Below are 16,738 nucleotides of genomic sequence, written 5' to 3'. Positions count from 1 at the left end.
CTCCGTGCCATCAATGCAGGAGCGGCCTGCGCAAGTCGAGGGTCATCGGGAATTCATTTGTGCGTTCCTCCGGCGGCAGCGCGATTCGTCCCGGAGTGTGGCCGTGATCCTGGAAGCGGGCGAGCCGCCGTGCCTCCGCCTCGTAGGAGTTGATCGGCTTGGTATCGTAGTTGCGGCCGCCGGGATGGGCGACGTGATAGACGCAGCCGCCCAGCGAACGGCCGTTCCAGGTGTCGATCAGGTCGAAGGTCAGCGGCGCATGCACCGGGATCGTCGGGTGCAGGCCGGAGGCCGGCTGCCATGCCTTGAAACGAACCGCCGCCACCGCTTCCGCCGACCGTCCGGTCGAGGTCATCGGCATCCTCCTACCATTGCAGGTGATGAGGTGGCGGCCTTCGATGAAACCTTCGGCTTTGACCTGAAGTCGCTCGACCGAGGAATCGACATAGCGCACGGTGCCGCCCGCGGCGCCCTCCTCGCCCAGCACGTGCCAGGGCTCCAGCGCCTGCCGCAGCTCCAGGGTCACGCCGCCATGCTGCACGCGGCCGAAGGTCGGAAAGCGAAATTCGAGCTGCGCCTGGTACCATTCCGGCGAGAAGTCGTAGCCGGACGACCGCAGCTCATCCAGGACATCAAGAAAGTCTTCCCAGATGAAGTGGGGCAGCATGAAGCGGTCGTGCAGCGCCGTGCCCCAACGCACGAACCGGCCGTCTTGCGGCTCACGCCACAATTTGGCGATCAGCGCACGGATGAGAAGCTGCTGCGCCAGCGACATCCGCGGATCGGGCGGCATTTCCAGCGCGCGGAACTCCACGAGTCCGAGCCGGCCCGTCGGTCCCTCCGGCGAGTACAGCTTGTCGATGCAGATCTCCGAGCGGTGGGTATTGCCGGTGATGTCGACGAGCAGATGCCTGAACAGCCGGTCGACCAGCCACAGCGGCACGCTCTGCCCGATCCTTGGCACGTTGGCGAGCGCGATCTCGAGCTCATAAAGGCTGTCGTGGCGCGCCTCATCGATGCGCGGAGCCTGGCTGGTCGGCCCGATGAACATGCCGGAGAACAAATAAGACAGCGACGGGTGCCGCTGCCAATACAGGACGAGACTCTTCAGCAGATCGGGGCGGCGCAGGAAGGGCGAATCCTGCGGCGAGCTGCCGCCGACGACGACATGATTGCCGCCGCCGGTGCCGGTGTGGCGGCCATCGATCAGGAAGCGATTGGCGCCGAGCCTCACCTTCGCGGCATCCTCATAAAGTCCGAAGGTGATGTCGACCGATTGCCGCCAGCTCGCGGCCGGCTGGATGTTGACCTCGATCACGCCGGGATCGGGCGTCACCTTGATGACCTCGATGCGCGGATCGAACGGCGGTGCATAGCCCTCCACGTGAACCTTGATCTGCATCGACTCGGCCGTCGCTTCGACCGTTGCGACCAACTCCAGGTAGTCCTCGATGGTTTCGACCGGCGGCATGAACACGCACAGAATGCCATCGCGGATCTCGACCGACATCGCAGTGCGGACGCCGAGCCCTCCCCAGTACTGATACTGAACGTCCTGCTGCGGCTTCGGCGCGCGATCGAGCTTCGGCAGCGGCGGTACCTGCGGCACGATCACCGGACGCCCCTGCGTGAACATCGGCAGCGGCCCGCGCTGCTCCATCGGGTCCTGCTCGTGGATGTACGGGAAATCCTTCGGCGGAATGTGGGCCAGCGAGCCGATCGGCAGCCGCAGGCCGAGCGGTGAGTCGCCGGGAATCAGGAACAGCCGCTTGCGCCGCAGGCCCCAGCGCTCGCTGCGCCAGCGCCGCGGCTGTGCATTCCAGCGCTGGATCGGCAGCACGAAGCCGCGCGGAATGTGCAGCCCTTCATCGAACACCCGCGCCATCCGCGCGCGTTCCTCGGGATCGGCGAGCTTGGAGTCGAGCGCATCGACGTTCTCGGGCAGTGCGGCTTCCTTCTGCAGCCAATGCGCGGGATCTTCGAACGCGGGCAGCACGTAGTCCGGTTCGAGCCCGAGCGTCTCGGCGGCCGTGTCCAGGAAACGCTCTGCATCCTGGATCGTCGCCCTGCGCGGGCCATCGACGTTGGCGATCAGATCCGGATTGCGCCAGATCGGCTCACCGTCCTTGCGCCAATACAGTCCGAACGCCCAGCGCGGCAGGCTTTCGCCGGGATACCACTTGCCCTGTCCGTAATGCAGCAGGCCACCGGGCGCGAAACGCGCGCGCAGACGCCGGATCAGGCTGTCCGCGAGCCCGCGCTTGGCCGGGCCGACGGCAGCCGTATTCCACTCCGCCGATTCCATGTCGTCGATCGACACGAAGGTCGGCTCGCCGCCCATCGTGAGGCGCACGTCGTTTTCGGCGAGATCGGCATCGACGGCTTCGCCGAGGCGGTCGAGCCGGTCCCACGCCTCATCCGAAAATGGCCGGGTAATCCGCGGCGCTTCGCGGATGCGCCTCACATTCATCTCGAAGTTGAAGTTGACCTCGGCAACTCCGGCACTCCCGCTGATCGGCGCGGCCGAGTGATAGTGGGGAGTCGCTGCAACGGGGATGTGTCCCTCGCCCGCCAGCATGCCCGAGGTGACGTCGAAGCCTATCCATCCAGCGCCGGGCAGATAGACCTCGGCCCAGGCATGCAGATCGGTGAAATCATTCTCGACCTCGACCGGCCCCTCGATCGGATCGATGTCGGGACGAAGCTGAATCAAATAGCCGGAGACGAAGCGGGCGGCGAGCCCGAGATGCCGCAGCGTCTGGATCAGCAGCCACGCCGAGTCGCGGCAGGAGCCGGCGGCCGACGACAGCGTCTCCTCCGGCGTTTGAACGCCAGGCTCCATCCGGATGATATAACGAATCTTTTTCTGCAACTGCGCATTGAGTTCGACGAGATAGTTGACCGTGTTGTCCGCATCGCGGGGAATCGACTTCAAGTATTCCGCGAACAACGGCCCCGGCTCGATTGTCTCGAGATAGGGCGCCAGTTCCACCTTGAGGCCCTCCGGATAGGCGAAGGGAAAACTGTCGGCGTAAGGCTCGACGAAGAAGTCGAACGGATTGATCACGGTCATCTGCGCCGTGAAGTCGACCTCGATTTTGAGTTCGTTCACCTTCTCGGGGAAAACGTAGCGGGCCAGCCAATTGCCTTGCGGATCCTGCTGCCAGTTCACGAAATGGTTGGGCGGCGTGACCTTGAGCGAATAGCTCAGCACGGGGGTCCTGGTATGTGGTGCAGGACGCAGGCGGATGGTCTGCGGACCCAGTTCGACCGGACGATCATATTTGTAATGAGTGACGTGATGTAATGCGACGTAGATTGACACGAGGCTTCGGCGCTCCAGCAACTTTTTTAAGCAGAACATTGCTGTGCTTAGGGATCAAGCACTAACAAAGGGCAGAGCTGCCTATTGGACGATCCTAAGCCCGAAAGGCGGCATTTGGACCGCGCCGGCCCAGTTGAGCCGCCCTATCAGGTGTCTCCGCTGCACGCACCGGTCGCTTTTCCGGCCGCTGCGCGCCTCAATCAGGCCCGTCACGAAGAACGAGAGAAGAACAAACAACCTATCCGGCCGCACGCGGAGAGTTGTCCACAGGACGACGCGCAGGCGCTCACGGAAGATTGACCAGTCCCTCAAAGCAGGGATTAACCCCGAATGATGAACTAACAAGAACTAATAGCGTTGCATTTGCCGCAATCGCTTGATAGCTCGACTACACATGCTATTTAGGACCATCATTGCCAAAAGGAGAATCAAGTGGCGAAGACAGCTAAGAAGGCAGCTACCAAGAAGTTGGCGCGGAAACCCTACACGCCCGCCGACATCAAGCTGCTGAAACAGCACTCGAAGTCCAAGACCCCGGTTGCCAAGATCGCCAAGGCGATGAAGCGGACCGAAGGCTCGCTCCGTCAGAAGGCTCTGGCGCTCGGCATCGGCCTGGGCCACCAGCGGTAAATTGCTCGGCGCCGCTGTCGCGCGAGCGTCGGCAGGGCCAGCCCATGACGGACTGCCCACGACAGCCAGCCCATGGCGGCGCGCTCACCTGTCATCTGATCTCAGTTGCGATCCAGTCTCAGTTAACTTGCGATCTCAGCTGCGATCAGATGCCGGGACACCGAACCGCAGCCCCGATAGGGCCGCCGAATAGCTGAGTGATCCAGCTACATCGTCGCGCCGAGCACCCAGGGCGCGAACTCGGCCCCGCCGAAATCGAAGCTCTCGCTCTTGGTCGGCTGCCCCGAGGCGGTCTTCAACATCAATTCGAAGATGCGCTGGCCGCATTCCTGCACCGTCTCCTCGCCGTCGAGGATCGTGCCGCAATTCACGTCCATGTCGTCTTCCATCCGCTTGTACATCGGCGTGTTGGTCGCGAGCTTGATGGACGGCGCCGGTTTGCAGCCGAACACGCTGCCGCGGCCGGTGGTGAAGCAGACGAGATTGGCGCCGCCGGCCACCTGCCCCGTCGCCGCAACCGGGTCGTAACCGGGCGTGTCCATGAACACGAAGCCCTTCTTGGTGACGGCTTCCGCATAATGCAGCACATCGACCAGATTGGTGCTGCCGGCCTTGGCCATCGCGCCGAGCGACTTCTCGAGAATCGTCGTCAGGCCGCCGGCCTTGTTGCCCGGGCTGGGATTGGCGTTCATCTCCGCCCCTTCACGCGCGGTATACTCTTCCCACCAGCGCATCAGGGAGACGAGTTTCTCGCCGACGTCGCGGCTGACTGCGCGGCGCGTCAGCAGATGCTCGGCGCCGTAGGTCTCGGGTGTCTCCGACAGGATCACTGTGCCACCATGTCGCACCAGCAGATCGCTTGCCGCACCGAGCGCCGGATTGGCCGAGATGCCGGAATAGCCGTCGGACCCACCACATTGAAGGGCGACAGTCAGCTCGCTAGCCGGAACCGTCTCGCGCTTGACCCTGTTGGCGTCGGCGAGCGCTTCCCTGACGAAAGCGATGCCGGCCTCGACGGTCTTGCGGGTGCCGCCGACCTCCTGGATGTCCATGGCGCGCAGGCGGCCGGCGAGCTTCTGCTCCTCCATCAATCCGCCGATCTGATTGGCCTCGCAACCAAGGCCGAGCACGATCACCGCAGAGAAGTTCGCGTGCCGCGCGTAGCCGCCGAGGGTTCGCCGCAGCAGCTTCAGCGGCTCGTCGAGCGTCATGCCGCAGCCGGTCTTGTGCGTCAGCGCCACGACGCCGTCGACGTTCGGGAAGTCGGCGAGCGGATCGTCACCGGTGAAGGGATTGCGCTTGAACACGTCGGCAACGAGGCCCGCGACATGCGCGCTGCAGTTCACCGAGGTCAGAATGCCGATGTAGTTGCGGGTCGCGACCCGGCCATCGGGCCGGCGAATGCCCTCGAACGTCGCCGGAAGATCGAAATTCGGCGTCGGCTTCACGTCAACGCCATAGGCGTAGTCCTTGGCGAAATCGCCCATGCCGCAGTTCTGCGTATGAACGTGCTGCCCGGGCGCGATCGGCGCGGTCGCGAAGCCGATGATCTGGCCGTAGCGGCGGATGGGCTCGCCCTGTGCGATCGGACGCACCGCGACCTTGTGACCGGCCGGAATCCGGTCGGTCGTGGTGACCCCATCGGCGATCGACAGCCCCGGGGGCAGGCTGGCGCGCGCGATCAGGACGCTGTCCTCGGGATGAAGACGGATGACGGGGGTGGGAGCCATGGCTGTCTCTCTCGTATCAATACGTCGATCGCGAACACATATGCGAATGGCGAGCGGCTCATAGCGAATGGACGGATCCCCGTTCGCTACGCCCTCCTCGCCATTCGCCTTTCTCGTTACGCTTTGCCGCCGGATTCCTTGCGGGTCTGCGCGACCTGCTGGCGGGCATAGACCTGCATCAGGCCGACCTCGTTCGACAAGGTCACGAGCTTGAAGCCCATGTTGATGGCGCGGACCGCACCCTCGGCGCCGCTGCAGTGAATGCCGGGATTGAGCCCACGCTTGCCACACTCCTTCACGATCTTCTCATAGATCTTGAGGATTTCCGGCTCGTCACGATCGAGCTTCGGCACCAGGCCATAGGAAAAGCCGAGATCGGAGGGCCCGATATAGACGCCGTCGATGCCTTCGACATCGAGAATGGCTTCCATGTTCTCGACCGCGGTCCTGGTCTCCATCATCGGCAGCAGCACGATCTCGTCGTTGGCCGTCTTCTGATACTCGCCCGCACCACCATACATGCCCGAGCGGATCGGACCGTTGGAGCGCACACCCTTCGGCGGATATTTGGAATAGGAAACGAGGTTGCGCGCTTCCTGCGCTGTGTTGACCATCGGGCAGATGACACCATAGGCGCCGCCATCGAGCACCTTGCCGATGATGCCGGGCTCATTCCACGGCACGCGCACCATCGGCGTGACCGGATGGCCATGCATGGCCTGGAAGCATTGCACCATCGACAGATAGTCCTGCACCCCGTGCTGCATGTCCACGGTGACGCTGTCGAAGCCGCACTGAGCCACGACCTCCGCGGAGAAGCCCGAGGGGATCGCGAGCCAGGCATTCACCACCGTCTTGCCTTCGGCCCAGAGTTGCTTGACCTTATTGTTCGCCACGACTGCGTTTCCTTCCCTTGTTGTTCAACCGATCCGTCTCGTTAGAATTCGTTCTCGCCGATGGCGCAACGCAATGCAATCCCGCTCAATCTGAGCATGGATGCTTCGCACCACCCGCAGTCACACTGATTTCACGATGTCGCCCGCTGAATGCTCGCTTCGCTGACACCCACTTCGCGTGCCGTGTTCACTATTGCCGCCCAGGTGTCATCGGGCAAGGGCACGCCATTGGCCGTACGCTCGGCCCGCATCTTGCGCTCGGGATCGCCCGGCACCAGCACCTGATCAACGCCGGAGACCGGCTTGGTCGCCCGGATGAAATCCGTATAGCGGCTGATCTCACCATCAAAGAAGCTCGCCGGATCGACCACCTTCGGGTCGATGTAGATCGCGAGCATGCCGTTGGCAAAGCGCCGATTTGCCGACGTCGCCCCGGTGCCGGTCAAGGCGCCGCCGAGCAGCTCGCAGATGAAGGCGAGACCAGAGCCCTTGTGCTCGCCGAAGGCGCGGATCGCTCCCGTCCCCTTGGTGTGGTCGCGCGTCCCCTCGGCCTCATAGGGTCCATAGAGCACCGCCGGATCCTCGCTGAGCGTCCCGTCGGCATCGATCAAGGCGCCCTTGGGCAGCTTCTTGCCGCCGCGGCTCGCCACCAAGACCTTTCCCTCGGCCACGATCGAGGTCGCGAAATCGAGCACGATGGGATCCTTTCCCTGGCGCGGAATGCCGACACAATATGGCGCGGTGGAGAACCGCTTCTCGACTCCGCCATAGGGCGCCACCAGCAGTGAACCTGCGGCCGTGACGAAATGAATGGAGACGAGCCCCTCGGCGGCGGCCATTTCCGCCCAGTCGCCGACCCGGCCGAGATGGCCGGAATTGCGCAGCGCCAACGCAGCCAAGCCGCCCTTCTTGCAACGCTCGATGCCGATCCTCACGGCCTGTGGTGTCACGGTCTGACCGTAGCCGAACTTGCCGTCGACGACCACCAGCGACGGGGTGTCGACCACGACCTCTGCGGTCTGGTTGGGCACGATCGAACCCATCTTCTGCCAACGGATATAGACGGGCACGCGGATCACACCGTGGCTGTCATGCCCTGTCAGGTTGGCCGTCGTCAGATAGGTCGCGATCCGGCGGGCCTCCTCCGGCGAGGAATTGGCGTGTTCAAAGACGTCGGCAACGAAATCGATGAGATGCGCAACCTTGATAGTGACCATGACAACTCGCGGGTTCGATCAGCATGCGAAAACAGAGTTAGCATGGTTTGCCATGCCTGCGACGCACGCCCTCTCCGCTCGACTGCATCGCTTCTTATCAAAACGCCGAACGGCCTGCCAAGCATGAGACCGCGTCATTGCGCTTGGTCCGCGGCAGATCAGCCATCGCCGTCGTCGGAGGCGTCGAGATCGCCGCCGATGCTCTGCTCCAGCTCGCCCAGCATCTTGTGCAATGCGGCAAGCTTGCGGGCGCCATACCGGCTGGCAATCGATGCATAGATCGCCTCTGAGCTCGGCGCGACCTGTGCGATCAGCTTCATGCCCTTGGCCGAGATCGACAACACGCCCCTGCGCATGTCGCGGCTATCGACTTCGCGCTGAATCAGGCCGCGCGCCTCGAGATCGCGCAGGATGCGGGACAGGCTGGGCCCGAGCAGGAACGCGACCCTCGCCAGCTCCGTCACCTCGATCACATCGACCGCCGCCAGCGCGCGCAAGATACGCCATTGCTGCTCGGTCAGGCCGTGCTGTCGCAGATTGGGGCGAAACTGCCGCATCACGGCCTCACGCGCCCGCAACAAGGCCATCGGCAGCGACTGCGAGAAGTCGCGCATCGGCACCTTGCGCGCTTCCTTCGCAGCCTGCCTGGCGACCTTGGCCCTGGTCTCGCTCACATCAATCTCCTCAATCTCCCGTGGGCCATTCTGAACATTTGCACTGCAGCAAACGTCCTTTCGGTTTGCCGACTGAAACTTAACATGTTAATCATCTGCCGCCATCTCTTTTCTGAGCGATAGACCATGCCTCTTGCGAGCGACCAGATTCATAGCTGCGCCTTACGCCTGGATCAGGCCGAAAAGAGCCGCCGCCAGATCAGGCAGTTGTCGCAGGAGTTTCCCGATATCACCATCGCAGATGCCTATGCGATCCAGGAAGCCTGGATCAGCATCAAGGTGGCCGCGGGCCGCGTCATCAAGGGTCACAAGATCGGGTTGACATCGAAGGCGATGCAGAGCGCGCTGAACATCGATGAACCGGATTCGGGCGTGCTGCTCGACGACATGTTCTTTGCCGATGGCGGGCTGGTGCCGTCCGACCGCTTCATCGCGACGCGTATCGAGGCGGAGCTTGCCTTCGTCATGAAGCACCGTCTGTCTGGACCGGACTGCACCTTGTTCGACGTACTCAACGCGACGGATTTCGTGGTGCCGGCACTCGAGATCCTGGATACGCGGATCGAGCGGGTGGATCCCGCGACCAAGGCGACCCGCAAGATCTTCGATACGATCGCCGACAACGCCGCAAATGCCGGCATCGTGCTCGGCGGCCGGCCGCTGCGGCCGCTCGATGCCGACCTGCGCTGGATCGGCGCACTCTGTTATAAGAACGGTCAACTGGAAGAGACCGGCTTGGCCGCCGGCGTGCTGAACAACCCGGCAACGGCCGTTGCGTGGCTCGCCAACAAGATCGCGGCAAATGGATTCGCGCTGGAGCCGGGACAGGTGGTCCTTGCCGGCTCGTTCATCCGGCCGATCGAGGCGCGCAAGGGCGACACGATCCAGGCCGACTACGGCCCGTATGGGACGGTGAGCTGTTACTTCGCCTGAAGCCTGCCCCGGAGCGACCGCATCATGCCGCATTTCAGCATCGAATACTCCGCCAATCTCGACGCCTTTGTCGTGATGGCCAACGTCTGCGAAGTGGTCCGCAAGGCCGCCAGCGAGACCGGGATCTTTCCGATCGGCGGCATCCGCGTGCGCGCGATCCGCTGCGAGCACTACGCGATCGCCGACGGCAAGCCCGACTCCGCCTTCCTCGCCATGCTGCTGCGGCTCGGCGAAGGCCGCGACCTCGCGGCACGGCAGAAGGCCGGCGAGCACGTCTTCAAGGCACTCTCGGCGTATCTCGATCCGGTCTTCGCAAGCACCAAGTTCGCATTGTCCTTCGACATGCAGATCAACGACGCCGCGACCAGCTGGAAGCGCAACAACATCCACGACGCCCTGAAAGCGGAGGCATCCCATGGATAAGGCCAGCCCCAAGACCGACATCTACAAGGCCAATCTCGACCGTGCCGCTCCCCTGCTCGCGAAGCTGAAGGACGAGGGCATCGGCCACTTCATCGACGGCAAGGTGGTGCCGGCGATCTCGGGCGCGACGTTCGAGACGAAGTCCCCGATCGACGGCACTGTTCTGGCCAAGGTCGCTCGCGGCAATGCAGAGGACATCGACCGCGCGGCGACATCGGCCGCACTCGCCTTCAGATCCTGGCGCGACATGGCGCCGGCGATGCGGCGCAAGCTGCTGCATCGCGTGGCCGACGCGATCGAGGACCATGCCGACGACATCGCCGTGCTCGAATGCATCGACACCGGGCAGGCCTATCGCTTCATGGCCAAGGCCGCGGTCCGCGCGGCGGAAAACTTCCGCTTCTTCGCCGACAAATGCACCGAGGCGCGTGACGGCCTGAGTACGCCGAGCGACGAGCATTGGAACATCTCGACGCGGGTGCCGATCGGCCCGGTCGGCGTGATCACGCCATGGAACACGCCGTTCATGCTGTCGACCTGGAAGATCGCCCCGGCGCTCGCGGCCGGCTGCACGGTCGTACACAAGCCGGCGGAATGGTCGCCGATCACGGCGCAGTGGCTGGCCAAGCTCGCCAAGGACGCCGGCATTCCCGACGGCGTCCTCAACACCGTTCATGGCTTCGGGGAGGAGGCCGGCAAGGCGCTGACCGAGCATCCCGCGATCAAGGCAATCGGCTTCGTCGGCGAGAGCTCGACGGGATCTGCGATCATGGCGCAGGGCGCACCGACCCTGAAGCGGGTGCATTTCGAGCTCGGCGGCAAGAACCCGGTGATCGTGTTCGACGATGCCGATCTCGACCGCGCGCTCGACGCCGTCGTGTTCATGATCTACTCGCTCAACGGTGAGCGCTGCACCTCATCCAGCCGCCTGCTGGTGCAGCAGAGCATCGCCGAGACCTTCACGGCCAAGCTTGCGGCGCGCGTGCGTGCGCTGAAAGTGGGTCATCCGCTCGATCCCGCCACCGAGATCGGGCCGCTGATCCACGAGCGGCATCTCGCCAAGGTCTGCTCCTATGTCGACGTTGCACGCGAGGACGGTGCGATCATCGCCGTCGGCGGCAAGCGGTTCGACGGCCCGGGCGGCGGGCATTACGTCGAGCCGACACTGGTGACCGGCGCGCGCCAGACCATGCGCGTGGCGCAAGAAGAGGTGTTCGGGCCGTTCCTCACCGTGATCCCGTTCCGCGACGAGGCTGACGCGATCGCGGTCGCCAATGACGTGCAATACGGCCTCACCGGCTATGTCTGGACCGGCGACATGGGCCGCGCGCTGCGCGTCGCCGACGCGCTGGAAGCCGGCATGATCTGGCTGAACTCGGAGAATGTCCGCCACCTGCCAACCCCGTTCGGCGGCATGAAGGCATCGGGCATCGGCCGCGACGGCGGCGACTATTCGTTCGACTTCTACATGGAGACCAAGCACGTTTCGCTCGCGCGCGGCACCCACAAGATCCAGCGGCTCGGCGTCTAAGGAGAACTGCCCATGACCTCCCCTCGCCTCGCCACCTATGCCGTCGATGGTTCGGTCCGCTACGGGCTCGTGACCGACAAGGGCCTCGTCGATCTCTCCGCGCGCTTTGCCAAGGACTATCCGACCCTGCGCGAAGCGATTGCCGCCGGCGCCCTGCCCCGGCTGATCGATGCTGCAGCCGGCTTGTCGCCGGATCACGGCCTCGACGCGATCACCTGGCAGCCGCCGATCCCCTCGCCGGAGAAGATCATCTGCATCGGCGTCAACTATCCGGACCGCAATGCCGAATACAAGGATGGCCAGGACGCGCCGAAATATCCGTCGATGTTCATGCGGACGCCGCGCTCCTTCGTCGGCCATGAAACGCCCCTGGTGCGTCCCCGCGCCTCGCCGCAGCTCGACTATGAAGGCGAGCTCGTGCTGATCATCGGCAAGGCCGGCCGTCACATCCCGGAGGCCCAGGCGCTGGATCACATCGCCGCACTCACGCTTTGCAACGAGGGCACCATCCGCGACTGGGTGCGGCATGCCAAGTTCAACGTCACCCAAGGCAAGAACTTCGATTCGACCGGCAGCCTCGGGCCTTGGATCGTGCCCTACACGAATGAGAGCCAGATTGCCGATATCCGGCTGACGACGCGCGTCAATGGCGAGTTGCGCCAGGACGACCGCACGTCACGGCTGATCTTCGGCTTCCGCTACCTCATCAACTACATCTCGACCTTCACCACGCTCGTCCCCGGTGACGTGATCGTGACGGGCACGCCCACCGGCGCCGGTGCACGGTTCGATCCGCCGCGTTATCTGAAGCCCGGCGACGTCATCGAGATCGAAGCCGAGGGCGTCGGCACCTTGCGCAATGGCGTCGTCGACGAAGCTCTGTAAAGTCAGCAACGGAATGTCAGCATGACCACCATGACCGGCGGCGAAGCCATCGTCAGCGGGCTCGTCGCCCACGGCGTCGACACCGTGTTCGGCCTGCCTGGAGCGCAGGTCTATGGCCTGTTCGATGCCTTCCACCAGGCGCAGCTCAAGGTCGTCGGCGCCCGCCACGAACAGGCCTGCGGCTACATGGCGTTCGGCTATGCCCGCGCCAGCGGCAGGCCCGGCGTGTTCAGCGTCGTGCCGGGTCCCGGCGTGCTCAACGCCGGCGCGGCACTGCTCACCGCCTTCGGCTGCAACGAGCCGGTGCTGTGCCTCACGGGCCAGGTGCCGACCGACTATCTCGGCCGCGGCCGCGGCCATCTGCACGAGATGCCGGACCAGCTCGCGACCCTGCGCACCTTCGTCAAATGGGCCGAGCGCATCGAATATCCCGACTGCGCGCCGACGCAGGTCGCGCGCGCGTTCCAGGAGATGATGTCGGGGCGGCGCGGCCCCGCTGCGCTCGAGATGCCGTGGGACGTGTTCACGCAGAAGGCGGCCACCGCCGCGGCGATGCCGCTGGCACAGTTCGCGCCGCCGCAGCCCGATCCCGACCGCATCGCCAAGGCGGCCGGGCTGATCACGTCCGCGAAGGCGCCGATGATCTTCGTCGGCTCAGGCGCAATCGAGGCGCGCGAGGACATCCTCGAGCTCGCCGAGATGATCGACGCGCCGGTCGTCGCCTTCCGGTCAGGACGCGGCATCGTCTCCAATGCACACGAGCTCGGGCTTACCATGGCCTCAGCCTACAAGCTGTGGCCGACCACCGATCTGATGATCGGCATCGGCACCCGCATGGAGCTGCCGACCACGTTCCGCTGGCCGTTCAAGCCGGATGGATTGAAGTCGATCCGCATCGACATCGACCCGGTGGAGATGCGGCGCCTGATCGTCGACGCCGGCATCGTCGCCGATGCCAAGGCGGGCACGGCCGCGCTCATCGCGGCTGTGAGCAAGGCGGGGTACCGCAAGAGCTCGGGACGCCGCGCCGCGATCCGGGAGGTCACCGCAGCGACCTTGCAGGAGATCCAGAAGGTACAGCCGCAGATGGCCTATCTGAACGTGCTCCGCGAGGTGCTGCCGCGCGACGCCATCGTCACCGACGAACTGTCGCAGGTCGGCTTCGCCTCCTGGTACGGCTTTCCCGTCTACGAGCCGCGCACCTTCATCACCTCGGGCTATCAGGGCACGCTCGGCGCGGGTTTTCCCACCGCGCTCGGTGCCAAGGTGGCGCATCCCGACAGACCTGTGGTCGCGATCACCGGCGATGGCGGTTTCATGTTCGCCGTGCAGGAGCTGGCGACTGCCGTGCAATACAACATCGGCGTCGTCACCCTGGTGTTCAACAACAATTCCTATGGCAATGTCCGGCGCGACCAGCGTGAACGCTTCGACGGCCGCGTCGTCGCCTCCGATCTCGTCAATCCGGATTTCGTCACGCTCGCCGAATCCTTCGGCGTCGCCGCCAGCAAGGTCACGTCACCCGATCAGTTCAAATCCGCGCTTGAGACGGCGCTGGCGCATGGCGGGCCATATCTGATCGACATCGAGGTGCCGCGCGACTCCGAGGTCTCGCCCTGGGCCTTCATCCATCCGTCGAAGCCTCCAGGGATCTGATCGACCTCACGGCGGGGACGCGCGGCGTCCCTGCAATCCGGCGGCGGCCATCGCCAGCAGGCCCGCGCCGGCCACGAGCCAGCACGCGACCGGCGCCCACTGCACCAGCGGCGCATAGTCTGGCAACTTCTGCAGACCGCCGGCGACGGCAGCGATCCGCGCGAAGGTTGCCAGCGCCAGCGCCGAGAACACGAGCCCGGTCACCTTGCCCTCGGCGCCGTTCGTCCCGATCGCGAGCGCCGCGGAAATGGCGCTCATCATCATGCAGCCCCAGGCCGCCCCGGCGATGAACTGCGCCACGATCAGCACGGTCAATGCGCCCGCGAGCTCGGCGATCACGATCGCGAGCGCACCGAGCAGACCGGCGAATCCCATCACGATGAGCCCGCCGCGATGCTTGACGACCACGCTGGCCGGGAACAGCACGAGGTTGAAGCCGATCCAGAACACCGGCATCAGCCAGGAAAGGTCCTCCGGCCTGGCGAAGCGGAGATAGAAGGCCGAGCTGTTGATGCTGAAATGCAGCTGGTAGCCGAGCGCGAGGATCACCATGGCGCCGATGAACAGCAGGGGCAGTCCCCGCAGTGGCCTGGGCTCGAGCTTGGCCGCTGCTTGCGCTGCCCGACCGCTATCCTGCGGAATGCGCGAGAGACCGAGCGCCGTCAGCAGCAGCACGGCCGATGAGATGACGAACGGCAGGCGCGGATCGTAGTCGCGCAGGATCACGCCGAGATAGGGCGACACGGCGCCGGCCACGCCATAGCCGAGCATGACCAGCGCTGCCAGGAACGGAATGGCCGGCCGGGCCGCATGGCGCCCGAGCAGCGTCAAGGGCGGCGCGCGCAAGACCGACGAGGTCAGCGCCCAGATCGCGATCAGTCCGATGAAGACCGCTGGACCTGCGGACGCCGCCACGAAAGGCAGCGCGACAAAGGCGGCGCAGGATACCGCAGTCAGCAGGCCGATGAAGAGACCGAACCGCGCGGCGGCGCGCCCGATGCGATCGGCCGCAAGTCCCATCGCGGTATCGGACAATGTGAAGATCGCCTGGTCCAGCATCAGGATCAGAACGACGGCGGAGGGCGCGATGCCGGCCTGGGCGGCGAGCTTCGGCAGATAGATCACGTAGGTCGTCCACAGCAGCGTGAACACCAGCTGCAGCAGCGCAAGGTGAAGTCCTATTCGCGCCGCCGCAGGCGCCCGCTCGTCCGCAAGTTCGACAGTGCTCATGGCCCCTCTCCCGGGCGCAGCATAGAGCCAGGGATGCCCGCTGCAAAATGAGGAACGTCACAGAGCGGCCAGGACTATCGGGCGCGGCGGAACGTCAGGTTGATGCGCCGGCGGCCGAGCCGAGCATGCTCGCCATCGGCGAGCGGCGCGACGCCGTGAAAGGCGAGCCGCGCCGGGCCGCCCCAGACGACGACGTCGCCATGGGCCAGCCGATAGCGTTGCGTCTTGTCGGAGCGCTTGAGGCCGCCGAACAGGAACGTCGCGGGAAGGCCCAATGACACCGAGACGATCGGCGCGCCGACGTCGCGCTCGTCGCGATCCTGATGCAGCGACATCTTGGCGCCGGGCTCGTAGCAATTGATCAGGCAGGCATCGGGCGCGAAGGCGGCAAAGCCTGCCTCGCTCGCCGCCTGCTCGGCGAGCTGTCGCAACAGCGGCGGCATCGCCGGCCACCTCTGTCCGCTGTCTGGATCAACGGGATCGTAGCGATAGCCGCTGCGGTCCGTCACCCAGCCGACCGAGCCGCAATTCGTCATGGCCACCGACATCTGGTGCCCGCCGGGCGTGATCATCCGGCGGAACGGCGCCTGCGCGGTGATCGCCTCGATCGCGGCCAGAAGCTCCGTCGCATGTGGCTGCGCAAAACCACGCAGCAGCACCGCGCCGGGCGCGAGCGGCTCGCGCGCCGGTCCGGCGATCTCAAATCCATCGAACAGATCCGTCATATGCTACTTCGCATCGTGAAAGATCACGCCGAGCGTATGCCGCCGGCCGGAACGCAGCCGGCTCACGCCATGACGCATGTTGACACGGTAGCTGCCGCGCGTGCCCTGGACCGGGCGATTGTGGACCGCGAACACCACCGCATCGCCCTGCCGGAGCGGCACCACCTCGGCGCGCGACTGCATGCGCGGCCGCTGCTCGGTCAGCACGAACTCGCCTCCCTCGAAATCGCGCCCCGGCTCCGACAGCAGGATCGCGACCTGCAGCGGAAACACGTGCTCGCCATAGAGATCCTGGTGCAGGCAGTTGTAGTCGCCCTCGACATATTGCAGCAAGAGCGGCGTTGGCCTGATCTGGCCGGCCTCATGACAGCGCGCCAGGAAGTCGTCGTGCTCGGCGGGAAATTGGATGTCGATCCCCATCGTCGCATTCCAGCGGTTGGCGATCGCCACCAGATGCGAATAGAGCCGCGGCCGCAACTGCGCGATCGGATCGGGCAGCGGATAACTGAAATATTTGTACTCGCCGCGGCCGAAACCATGCCGCGCCATGACGACGCGGCTGCGGAAGTGCCGGTCGTCCGGATAGAGCGCCGCCAGGGCGCGGCAATCCTCCGACGACAGCAGCTGCGTCAACACGGCGCAGCCGCTGGAATCGAGATCGCGTTCGACCATCGCCCAATCGAGCTGGTCGATCCCGATCGCGGCGGGAGTATCGATGTCGAGCGCAGCCTGTTTGAGCCTGGTCATTCGGACATTCCAGCTGTCATTCCGGAGCGGCGCGAAGCGACGAGCCCGGAATCCATACGTACGATCGTGGTCATGTATTCCGCGCCTGCGCGCAAGGGCGCGCATCCCGGAATGACGACAGTGTTACGGAGTGGCC

Annotated in this window: 14 protein-coding genes; 6 read left to right on the top strand and 8 right to left on the bottom strand. The window is 64.9% G+C overall.

The window, feature by feature from the left end; translation table 11 throughout:
- Window positions 1-10: 10 nt before the first annotated feature.
- Entirely contained in the window at window positions 11-3,325 is a 3,315-nt protein-coding gene (locus tag ACQR0U_RS16980; protein WP_316202249.1) for a DUF2126 domain-containing protein, read from the bottom strand.
- Between the two features lie 432 nt (window positions 3,326-3,757).
- On the opposite strand from ACQR0U_RS16980, the gene ACQR0U_RS16975 reads away from it, so the two are divergent.
- Window positions 3,758-3,955, top strand: a complete 198-nt coding sequence (locus tag ACQR0U_RS16975) for a hypothetical protein (RefSeq protein WP_008964013.1) — start codon at window positions 3,758-3,760, stop codon at window positions 3,953-3,955.
- 206 nt (window positions 3,956-4,161) lie between these two features.
- Here the strand turns inward: ACQR0U_RS16975 and ACQR0U_RS16970 are convergent, their stop codons facing one another.
- The 4 genes from ACQR0U_RS16970 to hpaR all read right to left on the bottom strand — a co-directional run bounded on the left by ACQR0U_RS16970 (window position 4,162) and on the right by hpaR (window position 8,412).
- Window positions 4,162-5,685, bottom strand: a complete 1,524-nt coding sequence (locus ACQR0U_RS16970) for a UxaA family hydrolase (RefSeq protein WP_315826354.1) — start codon at window positions 5,683-5,685, stop codon at window positions 4,162-4,164.
- Between the two features lie 116 nt (window positions 5,686-5,801).
- A complete protein-coding gene (locus tag ACQR0U_RS16965; protein ID WP_315749218.1) occupies window positions 5,802-6,581 on the bottom strand; it encodes an HpcH/HpaI aldolase family protein in 780 nt (259 codons plus the stop codon).
- A 131-nt stretch (window positions 6,582-6,712) separates the two neighbouring features.
- Window positions 6,713-7,798 (bottom strand): malate/lactate/ureidoglycolate dehydrogenase, encoded by a 1,086-nt coding sequence (locus tag ACQR0U_RS16960; RefSeq protein ID WP_315749216.1) that lies wholly within the window; start codon window positions 7,796-7,798, stop codon window positions 6,713-6,715.
- A gap of 158 nt (window positions 7,799-7,956) precedes the next feature.
- Window positions 7,957-8,412, bottom strand: a complete 456-nt coding sequence (gene hpaR / locus ACQR0U_RS16955; protein WP_409977900.1) for a homoprotocatechuate degradation operon regulator HpaR — start codon at window positions 8,410-8,412, stop codon at window positions 7,957-7,959.
- 186 nt (window positions 8,413-8,598) lie between these two features.
- On the opposite strand from hpaR, the gene hpaH reads away from it, so the two are divergent.
- From hpaH to ACQR0U_RS16930, 5 genes are read left to right on the top strand one after another with little or no spacing between them, the layout of a single operon-like run.
- Window positions 8,599-9,405: a 2-oxo-hept-4-ene-1,7-dioate hydratase gene (gene hpaH, locus ACQR0U_RS16950; protein ID WP_316164391.1), complete on the top strand. Its 807-nt coding sequence runs from the start codon at window positions 8,599-8,601 to the stop codon at window positions 9,403-9,405.
- Window positions 9,406-9,429: 24 nt separating this feature from the next.
- The gene (locus ACQR0U_RS16945; RefSeq protein ID WP_315826358.1) at window positions 9,430-9,828 is read left to right on the top strand and encodes a 5-carboxymethyl-2-hydroxymuconate Delta-isomerase; all 399 of its coding nucleotides are present in this window, start codon (window positions 9,430-9,432) and stop codon (window positions 9,826-9,828) included.
- Window positions 9,821-11,359, top strand: a complete 1,539-nt coding sequence (hpaE, locus tag ACQR0U_RS16940; protein WP_316202250.1) for a 5-carboxymethyl-2-hydroxymuconate semialdehyde dehydrogenase — start codon at window positions 9,821-9,823, stop codon at window positions 11,357-11,359. The genes ACQR0U_RS16945 and hpaE overlap by 8 nt, the downstream gene beginning before the upstream one ends.
- 12 nt (window positions 11,360-11,371) lie before the next feature.
- Window positions 11,372-12,244: a fumarylacetoacetate hydrolase family protein gene (locus tag ACQR0U_RS16935; protein WP_315826359.1), complete on the top strand. Its 873-nt coding sequence runs from the start codon at window positions 11,372-11,374 to the stop codon at window positions 12,242-12,244.
- A 21-nt stretch (window positions 12,245-12,265) separates the two neighbouring features.
- Window positions 12,266-13,900 carry a thiamine pyrophosphate-dependent enzyme gene (locus ACQR0U_RS16930; protein ID WP_316185192.1) on the top strand — a complete coding sequence of 545 codons (1,635 nt, stop codon included), beginning with the start codon at window positions 12,266-12,268 and terminating at the stop codon, window positions 13,898-13,900.
- Between the two features lie 6 nt (window positions 13,901-13,906).
- Here the strand turns inward: ACQR0U_RS16930 and ACQR0U_RS16925 are convergent, their stop codons facing one another.
- The 3 genes from ACQR0U_RS16925 to ACQR0U_RS16915 form a co-directional block, all read right to left on the bottom strand.
- A complete protein-coding gene (locus tag ACQR0U_RS16925; protein ID WP_315714920.1) occupies window positions 13,907-15,130 on the bottom strand; it encodes an MFS transporter in 1,224 nt (407 codons plus the stop codon).
- A gap of 74 nt (window positions 15,131-15,204) precedes the next feature.
- On the bottom strand, window positions 15,205-15,855 hold the full coding sequence (gene alkB / locus ACQR0U_RS16920; RefSeq protein WP_315714921.1) for a DNA oxidative demethylase AlkB: 651 nt from the start codon (window positions 15,853-15,855) through the stop codon (window positions 15,205-15,207).
- A 3-nt stretch (window positions 15,856-15,858) separates the two neighbouring features.
- The gene (locus tag ACQR0U_RS16915) at window positions 15,859-16,602 is read right to left on the bottom strand and encodes a 2OG-Fe(II) oxygenase (protein WP_434843540.1); all 744 of its coding nucleotides are present in this window, start codon (window positions 16,600-16,602) and stop codon (window positions 15,859-15,861) included.
- Window positions 16,603-16,738: the final 136 nt, after the last annotated feature.

It is taken from the genome of Bradyrhizobium sp. HKCCYLRH3097 (genome assembly GCF_051167875.1).
In the GTDB taxonomy this organism is placed as follows: Bacteria; Pseudomonadota; Alphaproteobacteria; order Rhizobiales; family Xanthobacteraceae; genus Bradyrhizobium.
Note: the sequence above shows the minus strand (reverse complement) of the source record. Positions and strands in the feature narration are given on the sequence as shown.

What these genes read in the sequence shown, in the direction of transcription:
- ACQR0U_RS16945 (WP_315826358.1), top strand. Translation starts at nt 9,430, where the DNA reads ATGCCGCATTTCAGCATCGAATACTCCGCCAATCTCGACGCCTTTGTC.
- alkB (WP_315714921.1), bottom strand. Translation starts at nt 15,855, where the DNA reads ATGACGGATCTGTTCGATGGATTTGAGATCGCCGGACCGGCGCGCGAG.
- ACQR0U_RS16925 (WP_315714920.1), bottom strand. Translation starts at nt 15,130, where the DNA reads ATGAGCACTGTCGAACTTGCGGACGAGCGGGCGCCTGCGGCGGCGCGA.
- hpaH (WP_316164391.1), top strand. Translation starts at nt 8,599, where the DNA reads ATGCCTCTTGCGAGCGACCAGATTCATAGCTGCGCCTTACGCCTGGAT.
- hpaR (WP_409977900.1), bottom strand. Translation starts at nt 8,412, where the DNA reads ATGCGCGACTTCTCGCAGTCGCTGCCGATGGCCTTGTTGCGGGCGCGT.
- hpaE (WP_316202250.1), top strand. Translation starts at nt 9,821, where the DNA reads ATGGATAAGGCCAGCCCCAAGACCGACATCTACAAGGCCAATCTCGAC.
- ACQR0U_RS16930 (WP_316185192.1), top strand. Translation starts at nt 12,266, where the DNA reads ATGACCACCATGACCGGCGGCGAAGCCATCGTCAGCGGGCTCGTCGCC.
- ACQR0U_RS16960 (WP_315749216.1), bottom strand. Translation starts at nt 7,798, where the DNA reads ATGGTCACTATCAAGGTTGCGCATCTCATCGATTTCGTTGCCGACGTC.
- ACQR0U_RS16915 (WP_434843540.1), bottom strand. Translation starts at nt 16,602, where the DNA reads ATGACCAGGCTCAAACAGGCTGCGCTCGACATCGATACTCCCGCCGCG.
- ACQR0U_RS16935 (WP_315826359.1), top strand. Translation starts at nt 11,372, where the DNA reads ATGACCTCCCCTCGCCTCGCCACCTATGCCGTCGATGGTTCGGTCCGC.
- ACQR0U_RS16970 (WP_315826354.1), bottom strand. Translation starts at nt 5,685, where the DNA reads ATGGCTCCCACCCCCGTCATCCGTCTTCATCCCGAGGACAGCGTCCTG.